The sequence below is a fragment of the Streptococcus sp. CF8_St5-11 genome (assembly GCF_024295625.1).
In the GTDB taxonomy this organism is placed as follows: domain Bacteria; phylum Bacillota; class Bacilli; order Lactobacillales; family Streptococcaceae; genus Streptococcus.
This window is the reverse complement of the sequence record NZ_JANCOJ010000001.1, coordinates 713975-723890: the sequence shown is the minus strand read 5'-3', so window position 1 is coordinate 723890 and position 9916 is coordinate 713975. Positions and strand designations below refer to the sequence as shown.

Here is a 9916-nt window from a genome sequence, read left to right as displayed (position 1 = left end):
CTTTGAATTGGAATACAGTAGGGTTTGGAGTGGTAGTACTTCACACCCTTATTGTCGTCAGTCACCCTCATAAAAGGGATCTAGACTCTGAATGAGTTGTATAAATATAAAAAAACTTCCTTGGAACAGAATTCCATAGGAAGTTTCTTTGTGTTTGGGATCTACTCTTGTTTCTTTTTGTAAGGGATAAGACTGGACAGACCTGCTAAGAGGCCAAGTCCAAGTAGGGCTAGCTGAGAGGTTTCTTCACCTGTTGCAGGTAGATGAGTTCCTTCTTGAGGGGTGTTAGGAACAACTTCAGGGAGTTCCTCTTTTTGGCTTGTTGTTTCAAGAGGTTTCTCCTCTTCTTTGTTAGAGAGAAGTGCTGATCCCTTTTCTTCATGAGCATCAGTCGTGTTTGCTTTTGTCACGGAAGGAAGAGGGCTGACTGTTTCTTCTTTTTCTGTTTCTGGGGATGGTTGTGGAGTAGGGATTTCTTTGACCTTGTAGGCAAAGATCAAGATGGTTGTTCCCACTTCTACGTTCCCAGTTTGTTCAGCTGCACCGATCCGTTCATAGATGTGGCCGTCGTAGGAGATTTCATCTGGTGCGCTAGCGACGTAATGGGTTCCATTGTCCACATTTGTTGCAACAGCAAGCTCTGGTTGCAATTCAGTGTTAGTATCTTGGATGACAAATCGCGCGATGACCGTTCCCGTAGCTAACTTGTAATCATAGATGACGGTTTTCATTCCCTTAGTGACTGTGCCACTTGGATCAGCAGAATCAGCACGGTGTCCAACTAGATGGTAGATACGACCATCTTTTGTGATTTCTGTTGGGGCCTCACTGGTGTACTTGGTGCCGAAATCTGCCTCTGTAGCGAGGTTTTGCGCCTCTTGCAGATCAGTATCGCCTCCCTCAGTGAGGAATCGTACTCTGACCGATCCTTTGGTGATAGTGTAGGAAATAGCAGTATCAACTGTTGGAGACTCAGGGCTTGGAAGAAGATAGCCTTTGGTTTCGTCAATAGGATCCACAAGGTTTAAGACTTGTCCACGAGCATCTTTTGGCTCTAATCCCTCCACGTAAGGAAGGATAGCAGTAGGAGACGCGATGGCGGTTGGATTTGTGGGATCATTTAGATAAGGGATCTCTTTTTGAGCATGGGCTGGTTCTTTACCAGTAGCATAGCTGATCTTATAAGCCCCGACTGGGCGATAGATGACCGTATCTGTGATGTCTGCTGCATCAGCATGAATGCCAGTATGTTCTCCTGCTTTTGTCAGATCAGAAGTGATGGCATCAGTTGATTCTTCTGCTACGACAACATAGTCTTTTTTGACGGGATTTTCAAGAGCTACAAAGCTTGTGCCGTCTTGCGCTGTCCAGTCTTCAAGACTTGTCTTGCCTGTCACCAAATTGATGGTTCCCTTGCGAGTGAAATGAAGGCTGTCAGTTTGATCAGCCATTCCTGCAGGCTGGCGGTTAGATCCATCCTGATCCTCTGTTACATAGGTCACTGTACGGATCACTGTTTCAGATAAATGATTCAGATCAGCCGTTGTTTGACCAGCTGGAGCTAGAGGAGTTGGATAGACACGCCCCTCGCTATCTCCTGGAACAACTTGACCTGCTTGGATGGGCTGTGTTGCAGAAAATTCCACAATTTTTGGTGCCAAGCGGACAATAAACTCTTGAACCCCATCTTCATTGGTGTTGGTAGCGTCGCGGTCAAAGTTTGGTTGTCCGTCTGCATCGAAGCCATTCTCTACTAGTTCATAGCCTTTCTTCAAATAGTTGGCAATGGTTTCTTTTGTAGAGTAGTTGATCTTTTCACCTGTATGACCAACCAAGTCACTGGAACGTTCGAGCTCAACTCCGTTTTTATCTTGATAAAGAACATGAGCGGCTTCATTGAGTTTGACATAGAGCATATCCCATACATCTAGACTAGGAACATCGATAGCAGCCATCCATTGGCCAGCCCCTCCGTCATAATAAACATTTGCGCTTGTTTCCCGAAGGTTGATGTTGTATTTTCCTTCAACAGCATCAGGTGTTGCCCAGTAAATGCTGGCGTGTTCAGCCTGATCTTTTGTGATTTTTCCGAGTGGAACAAAAGCTTGAATATTGGTCAATTTTTCGGTTGTATTCACAGCGCTGTTCCATTTATTTTCTGTAATGCCGACCAAATTAATCAAGTGAGCAATCCGATCACCTGTCTTGGTTTCTTTTGTAATGGTATAAACGGTTCCAGGTTGAACCCCGTCAGCATTATCCAGGTTGGATCCGATGAAGTTGCCGTTTACCAGTACATTTGTATTGTCTACAATCCGATGAGTATCATGTGCCAAGGTGTCGCGCCCGCGGAGAAGTTCTTGATAAGCAACGATGAATTCTTGGTAGTTGAATTCTGCATTGGCAAAGTCGGCATTGACTGGTAGGTTTTGATTGAGATACCATTCTGCTTGGATCACCCCAAAACCTTTAGCATCTTGAGAAGTATTGAGGGCTGCAGTCGTCATATGGTAGCCACCGCTCGCTGCGATAATAGCATCTGTCAGCAATTCGTTGTCTTTGCTGAGGGCTGATGCATTTTTACCACGATGGGTATAGGCTGCGATGATAGGAGATTTCCCCTTGTATAAATCACGCATCCGTTCGGTAAGGCGCGTCAAGGCTTGGTAGGTAGAGTCATAGGCAATGCTATCGCCCCAAACTTCCGCATAAGGTGCAGAGACATTGGTTTTTCCTAGTCGATCAGCATCTCCAGTAGAGATATCGTTGATCATGAAGTCATAGCCTTCTTTTTTGAGGGCCTCTGTCGCAGCTGTGGCTAGTTCTGGATAGTGTTCGCTCAAAGAGAAGCCTTTTCCAGGTTCACTGACTTTTTCCACCCAGTTAGAGCCCATGGTATCCCCTTGCCATCCATCAAAGCCGCCTTCTTTCATGGCTTTGGTCATGACTTCAATGATAAATTTTTGCCAATTTGGATCGCCTGGATCAAGAAATTGTTGGATATCGGTCGCTGTGACATCCCCCTTTTTACCAAAGTTGAAATGGTCTTGTAGATTGCGAACAATGGCACTTTTCACTTCATTTGGAACCCCTTCTTCGAGGGAAACCGCATAAATCATGTTATAGAGCATGGCTTTGGCACCAGTCGTATGGACATGATCCACCAGCTCTTTGACTGCTTCTGTATCGATGACAGGTAAGTAGGACTTGCGTTTGTCAGGATCTGTTTCGCTATTTGGAATCAAGAAAGTCGCCCAATCTTGAGTGAAACGTTCAACATTTGCCGGGAATGGGTTGGCAGGTGTATTGTAAACGTCGTAGAAGAAGTAGTTGTTGATATGCATATTGGCCAATTGGTCAATACTATTCTTGTAGCCGTCTACCTGATCATTGGTGATGGAGTTGTGATTGTCTTTTGAGCCGGCAACCACGCCATAACGTGGGTAGATCGTCCAGTCATCTTCAACAGCAAGACCCGCTGCCTTATGAAATGCTTGGGAGCCATCTGCTTTCTTACCAAGGACATCAACGATAAATCCAGCATTAGGTGAAAAGACCGTACTTGGAATTGTCAGTTCGCCGCCTTCAACGTTTTTCTTTTCATAAATGACCTGATCTAAATGAGAGACAGTGACATCAGATGAAACCACTTCAGGGTTGTTGATAGAGATGCGGACGTCTTCCCCACTTTTATAAGTCGCTTTATCAAAGGTGACGTCGTTGGTGATTTTTGGAGTATTATAAGTAGTTGCTGGAGCTGCACTGACCGATTGAGTGGCAGTTACAGTTGGTGTTGATTCCGATGAAGAAGATGGAACTTCAGTTGTAGCAACTTCCTCACTAGTAGTGGTAGGAGTACTGCTATTGGTTGCTACTGGTTGAGCGGTTGATGGGATCTCAGAAGTCGGATTGGTGTTGACCTCGTCAGCCATGGCAACAGAGCTTAACATCAAGGCTCCAAAAAGGGTAATCATAGAGACTAATGCCTTGTTGCGCTTGCGAAAATAGCCGTGCCCTTTTTCAGAGACACTATTTTTTTGTTGATTCATTTTTTTCTCCCACATACTGTTTGTATAGTTCGTTGAACAGTTTAAAGTAAATTGTTCTATCGATGCCAATAAGTATACGACATTTCACTAGATAGTGTCAATTTAAGAACGAAAGTCTGTTTGAAAATTTTCATGGAAGTGTTAGAAAATGGCCTTAAATAGGGGTTTTTGATTCATAAAAATGAAAAACCAAAAAACGTTTGACACAAAATTTCCCCGCATTTTAAAAATAGTACAAATTAGTGATAAAAAACAAAACAAGGAAAAACGTTTGCATAAGCTGTAAGGCCCATTAGTAAAAGAATTTCTGCAGTTTATTCTATTTTTATTTCTGTAAATAAAGTTAAAAAATTTTTTTTAGAAAAATGAACCGGCAAAAATCAGATGTCAAACGTTTGACATATATAGAAGAAAACTAAAAAGAAAGCTTTTATAAACAAGGAGTTTTATCAAAAAAGAAGCAAAATTTGAATGGAGATGTGAAAAAAATCAAAAAATAATATTGACACATAAGGGGGCAAGTGTTAATATCTCCTTACAAAAATCGACATTAATATTTAAAGTGTTGATTTTTGTAAGGAGAAATTTGAAAAAGAGGTTAGAAGGAATTATATGTCACTAATTAAAGATAGCAAGACTACCAAATATGCCTTGCGTAAAACGTCTGTCGCTTTTGGTTCTGTAGCAGTCGCTACGGTTCTTGCAGTAGCAGGTGCTGCATCTGTTTCTGCAGATGAAGTTGTTTCAGCTACTACAACAGTCACTTCAACAACGGCTACTCCAACAAGATCGACAACTGAGACTAAAGAAGTTGCTGTACCAGATTATTTAGAGACTGCGAAAACCGATGCGGTAACTACTGGACTTGAAGTTACAGAAACAGAAGCAAAGACCCAAGCAGATGAAAAAACTGCTGAGCAAGATTATGCGAAGCAAGCCATTGCTATGGATAAGACCGTAGCAGACTATAAGGCAGAAGTTGCAGCGAATCAAGCAACTTATGAGAAGGAAAAAGCAGTTGTAGATGCGAAAAATGCAGCGGCTCAGGTAGCTTATGACAAGGAAGTTGAAACCTATAACAAAGAGCAAGTTGCTTACGAAAAAGCAGTGGCTGAAAATGCTGCAGCCCTAGCAGATAATCAGGCTGCAAAAGCGGCTTATGAAAAAGCCTTTGAAGAATACCAAACTGCTTTTAAAGCTTATATTGAGTCTGTTAAAGCCAAACAAGCCGTTGAGACAGAAAACAATTTGGCCCAAAAGGCTTACGATATCAAATTAGCCGACTACAAGGAGAAAAAGCGCCTCTATGATGAAGCGCAAGCAGCTTACTTGATTGATAATGAACTATACAAGAAGAAAAAAGCGCAATACGATGATGCTAAAGATGCCTTCAATAAGATGGTTAAAGAGCGTGGTGGAAACCCTGAGAAGTACAAACAAGATTTGACCTTACTTCCAGAAGAGTTGGCAGATGGGGAAACAACGACGCTTTACCACCAAACAACAGGTCTTACTACGTATTTGACAAAAGAAGGTCAATCTCGCTTGTATGGGGACGGTAAAGCTACCAAGATGTATGAAACCAAGAACCTACAAGATTCCGATTTGACAACAACGAACCCATATGCAGATAATGAAATCGAGTGGGCAGTCGTTAAAGTTGGAGACAAGTTCGATGTCACTTACAAGGGTCTTCGCCAGGCTAATATCAAAGAAGGTCGTGATATCAAGCGTATCGCTAAAGTGGTCTACAAGTATGAAGTGAAAAGCTTGCCATCTAATGACGGTCGAGGAATCGTTCAAATTTACAATGATCCAGCGGTAACAATGACGATCGGAAGCTCAACTGACACAGACCAACCCGTCACAGTTGGTGTTGATGTTGAATTTTATGATGAAAATGATCAATTGATTAATTTAGCTAACCATAATGCCATTTTGGCTTTGAATTCCTTAAACCACTGGAATGGAGCTTCTTATGTTGAAAATGACAAACCTCGTGCCCTTCTTGTAGAAGCTAAAGATATCAATGGAAACACTGTTCGTGGAACTTGGGATCCTTATTCAGATGGTAGTAACCCTAGTCTTGATGGAGCAGATGTCGCTGTGAAGCGTGGCTATGCAAACTTCGGTAGCGCTCAAGTCTTTAATGATGCTGATAATCCATTGAAGATCGTTGGTCAAAAAGCAACTTGGGATGGGAATGGCTTCTCAGTCAGTGAAGAAACTGTCCTTGATGTGACGACGGTCAATGCTTCTGGTGGAGGAAATGGTCATTCTATCGGAACAGAAGACTATCAATTTGGGGATAATTCTGATATTGTCGGTACTTATTCAGTTGATGCGGGATCAGGAATTTTGACCTATACCCCACGGATGAAGCACCAAAATACACCTCACGTAGAGTCTGTAAATATTGGAAATAAAGAATTTATTAAATTGCCAAATTCTAGTGTTGACCAAGATCCAACTACAAAAGAAGTATTTGCCAAGGAACAAAACCAGTACATGAACGAAGGTGCAACTTTTAATGCGGATCCTTCAAGTTCAACTAAGGGATGGGATGATCCAAAAAGTCCGTATCTCTACTATGGTGGTGGTGCAGTTGTCTTGAAAGACGGCCATCTTGAGTTCACTGCTAAGGGAGCGAATGCTACGGATGAAGCAACCCTCTATTGGTTCTCAATCAATTCAAATGTTGCCTTTCCACAAGATCCAGGAGAAGAGCCGGTGAAACCAACCGCTCCAACTGCTCCAACAGCCCCTGAAAAACCTGAAATCAAAGATGTTCCAGCTGAAAAGGAAGTTCCTGTTCCGCCGGCTTGTCCACTTTACAAGGTAGAACCAAAAGTTCCTGAACAACCAGTGAAGCCAACAGCTCCTGAATTGGAAAAGGATCCGGTGCTAAAAGAAACTGTAAAACCGACTGTAGAATGGCATAAAAATAATATTCTTGTTACAAAAGAAGAGCCGCAGCCAGAACCACAACCGGAACCACAGCCAGAACCACAACCGGAGCCACAACCGGAACCACAGCCAGAACCACAGCCAAAACCACAGCCAAAACCACAACCAGCACCTAAGCCAGAGCCTAAACCAACTATTGGCTACCATACGCCTGCGCCAATGGTAGAGCAAAAAGTTGAAGAAAATTTGGTCTCAGATGTTGTGAAGGTGAAAGAAGTATTGCCACACACAGGTACAGAATCAGCAACCGCTCTTACCAGCCTTGGCTTACTTGGTGTGATCGCAACAGGTTTGGGTCTTGCTCGAAAGAAAAAAGAAGACTAAGATTTTCTTTTAATCCTTTAAAAAAATATCACGATTAAAAACCAGAAGGCACAACCTTTTGGTTTTTTTATAATGCATGAAAAGGGAATTGATGACAATTTCCTATAGGTTCTCCTCCATATTTGTGATACAATTAAACTACTATTATCGAAGGGAGAAACTATGATTAATTCAATTGTTTCACAAGGTTTGATTTGGGCCATTTTAGGGTTAGGAATCTTTATGACGTTCCGAATTCTAGATTTTCCAGATATGACGACAGAAGGGTCCTTCCCGCTTGGAGGAGCGGTGGCGGTGACCTTGATTACCAAAGGGGTCAATCCACTCCTTGCAACACTAGCTGCTATTGGTGCAGGGTGTTTGGCGGGACTTGCGACGGGTCTTCTCTACACAAAAGGGAGAATCCCGACACTCTTATCAGGGATCCTTGTGATGACGTCTTGTAACTCGGTCATTCTATTTGTCATGCAGCGGGCTAATTTGGGACTTCTGGGCTATAAAAAAATTCAGGAATTTCTTCCTTTTGCCAGTGGGTTCAATGAGATCCTGATTGGCTTGATTTTCGTAACGCTTGTGATCCTTGGTTTGATCTTCTTCTTGGACACACGCTTGGGTCAAGCCTATATTGCGACAGGGGACAATCCAGATATGGCCAAGAGCTTTGGGATCAACACTGACCGGATGGAATTGATGGGCTTGGTCATTTCAAATGGGATTATTGCTCTTTCTGGTGCACTGATGGCCCAACAAGAAGGCTATGCGGATGCTTCACGTGGAATTGGTGTTATCGTTATCGGGCTTGCCAGCCTCATTATTGGAGAGGTGCTCTTTTCAAATGTCACCTTGACAGAGCGCTTGCTCAGTATTGCGATCGGATCGATCGCCTACCAATTTTTGATTTGGGCCGTGATTGCGCTTGGCATCAATACCAGCTATATTCGAATCTTCAGTGCCTTGATCTTGGCTATCTGCCTGATGATTCCAACCTTTAAGGGAAAAATCATGAAAGGAGCGAAACTCAGTAAATGACAGCAATTGTAGAATTAAAAAATGTAACCAAAGCCGTGAGCAATGGGATGAACGAAGAAAAAGTCATTCTGGATGATGTCTCCTTGGAAATTCGAGAGCATGATTTTATCACGATTTTGGGGGGCAATGGAGCTGGAAAATCAACCCTCTTTAATACCATTGCTGGGACGCTTCCGGTGAGCAGTGGGAAGATTTATATTTTGGGGGAAGATGTAACCAACTATTCTCCTGAGAAGAGAGCCAAGTACCTATCTCGTGTCTTTCAAGATCCTAAAATGGGCACAGCGCCTCGCATGACAGTGGCAGAAAATCTCTTGGTAGCGAAGTTTCGTGGAGAAAAACGTGGCTTGATCCCGCGTCACTTGGCCAGCTATAAAGAAGAGTTTCAAACAGTCCTTGCTAAGATCGGTAATGGCTTAGAAAATCATATCGACACAGCAGTTGAGTTTCTATCAGGGGGGCAACGTCAAGCCTTGAGTCTGTTGATGGCGACACTGAAACGTCCAGAACTCTTATTACTAGATGAACACACTGCAGCCTTGGATCCAAAAACCAGTCAGGCCCTCATGACCTTGACGGATCAGTTTGTGAAACAAGACGCCCTCACTGCTCTTATGATCACCCACCATATGGAAGATGCTTTGAAATATGGAAATCGCTTGATTGTGATGAAAGACGGACACATCGTTCAAGATCTCAACCAAGAAGAAAAAGCCCAAATGACCATCGCAGACTACTATCAATTATTTGAGAAAGAATAAGATACAAAGCCCGTAAAATGGGAGTAGGACAGAAGCGATATTCTTTATGGCGCTTCGTCGTCCTACCCCCACAAGGCTGATTAGAATTCTTCCGAGCTGATCAAGCGAGAGAAGAGTTCAATCAGCTACTGTGTCTTGCCTAGGCGCTTCACCAAGATACAAACTCATTTTGGAAACGTTTCTCACGGCGGAAAGTTATAGAGTATGTTTGTATGAGCCTAATAGAATCGATTGATTTTAATTTTTTAGTATCACTTAGGTTGTTTGATGTAGAAGTAGTTTGTCTGCATGTTTAGTTAGAGACTTGCTCTCTAACTTTTTCTTTTCCTTAAATCATCTATAAAATTGCATAAAAATAGGAACTAGTTTCAGCTGAAATCGCTTGCAATTACTCAGGTAGGTGGGTATAATATAGTTAGAAAGATGAAGAAGGGATTGATACCAATGCCTTATCGAGTTAAAATTTAGGTTACTTCGTTTTAGGCCTGTTTTGCTGATATCTGTTCATGCTCTTATCGTAAAAGAGCAGTCATGTCGTGTGTGTCGGATCGGTTGGACGGTCGGGCAAACCTGCTTAGTTTGTCCGGAGACATAAGAAAACGTGGAAATAGTAGGTAGAAGCTTTTTGTAAAGGTTTTCAAACTTCGATGCGTCCAGTCGAAAACTAATCATTTGGATTTGGGATAGCAAAGAAAACCTCTGGTATTTTACACAAATACTATTAAATGAAATCAACATCATAAACATTGTTTTGTTAGCCAAAAGGTTAATTGCACCAAGTCAGTG

4 protein-coding genes are annotated in these 9916 nt (G+C 42.5%); 3 read left to right on the top strand and 1 reads right to left on the bottom strand.

Annotated features, from left to right (window positions below):
* Positions 1–161: 161 nt before the first annotated feature.
* On the bottom strand, positions 162–4049 hold the full coding sequence (locus tag NMM13_RS03295; protein WP_254728743.1) for a glycoside hydrolase family 66 protein: 3888 nt from the start codon (positions 4047–4049) through the stop codon (positions 162–164).
* A gap of 612 nt (positions 4050–4661) precedes the next feature.
* Between NMM13_RS03295 and NMM13_RS03290 the strand changes: the two genes are divergently transcribed.
* The 3 genes from NMM13_RS03290 to NMM13_RS03280 all read left to right on the top strand — a co-directional run bounded on the left by NMM13_RS03290 (position 4662) and on the right by NMM13_RS03280 (position 9130).
* Positions 4662–7340 (top strand): GbpC/Spa domain-containing protein, encoded by a 2679-nt coding sequence (locus NMM13_RS03290; protein ID WP_223325829.1) that lies wholly within the window; start codon positions 4662–4664, stop codon positions 7338–7340.
* 162 nt (positions 7341–7502) lie between these two features.
* A complete protein-coding gene (locus NMM13_RS03285) occupies positions 7503–8369 on the top strand; it encodes an ABC transporter permease (RefSeq protein WP_003008955.1) in 867 nt (288 codons plus the stop codon).
* Complete coding sequence (locus NMM13_RS03280; protein ID WP_070586758.1) at positions 8366–9130, top strand: ABC transporter ATP-binding protein; 765 nt, start codon at positions 8366–8368, stop codon at positions 9128–9130. The genes NMM13_RS03285 and NMM13_RS03280 overlap by 4 nt, the downstream gene beginning before the upstream one ends.
* Positions 9131–9916 lie beyond the last annotated feature (786 nt).

What these genes read in the sequence shown, in the direction of transcription:
- NMM13_RS03295 (WP_254728743.1), bottom strand. Translation starts at nt 4,049, where the DNA reads ATGAATCAACAAAAAAATAGTGTCTCTGAAAAAGGGCACGGCTATTTT.
- NMM13_RS03280 (WP_070586758.1), top strand. Translation starts at nt 8,366, where the DNA reads ATGACAGCAATTGTAGAATTAAAAAATGTAACCAAAGCCGTGAGCAAT.
- NMM13_RS03285 (WP_003008955.1), top strand. Translation starts at nt 7,503, where the DNA reads ATGATTAATTCAATTGTTTCACAAGGTTTGATTTGGGCCATTTTAGGG.
- NMM13_RS03290 (WP_223325829.1), top strand. Translation starts at nt 4,662, where the DNA reads ATGTCACTAATTAAAGATAGCAAGACTACCAAATATGCCTTGCGTAAA.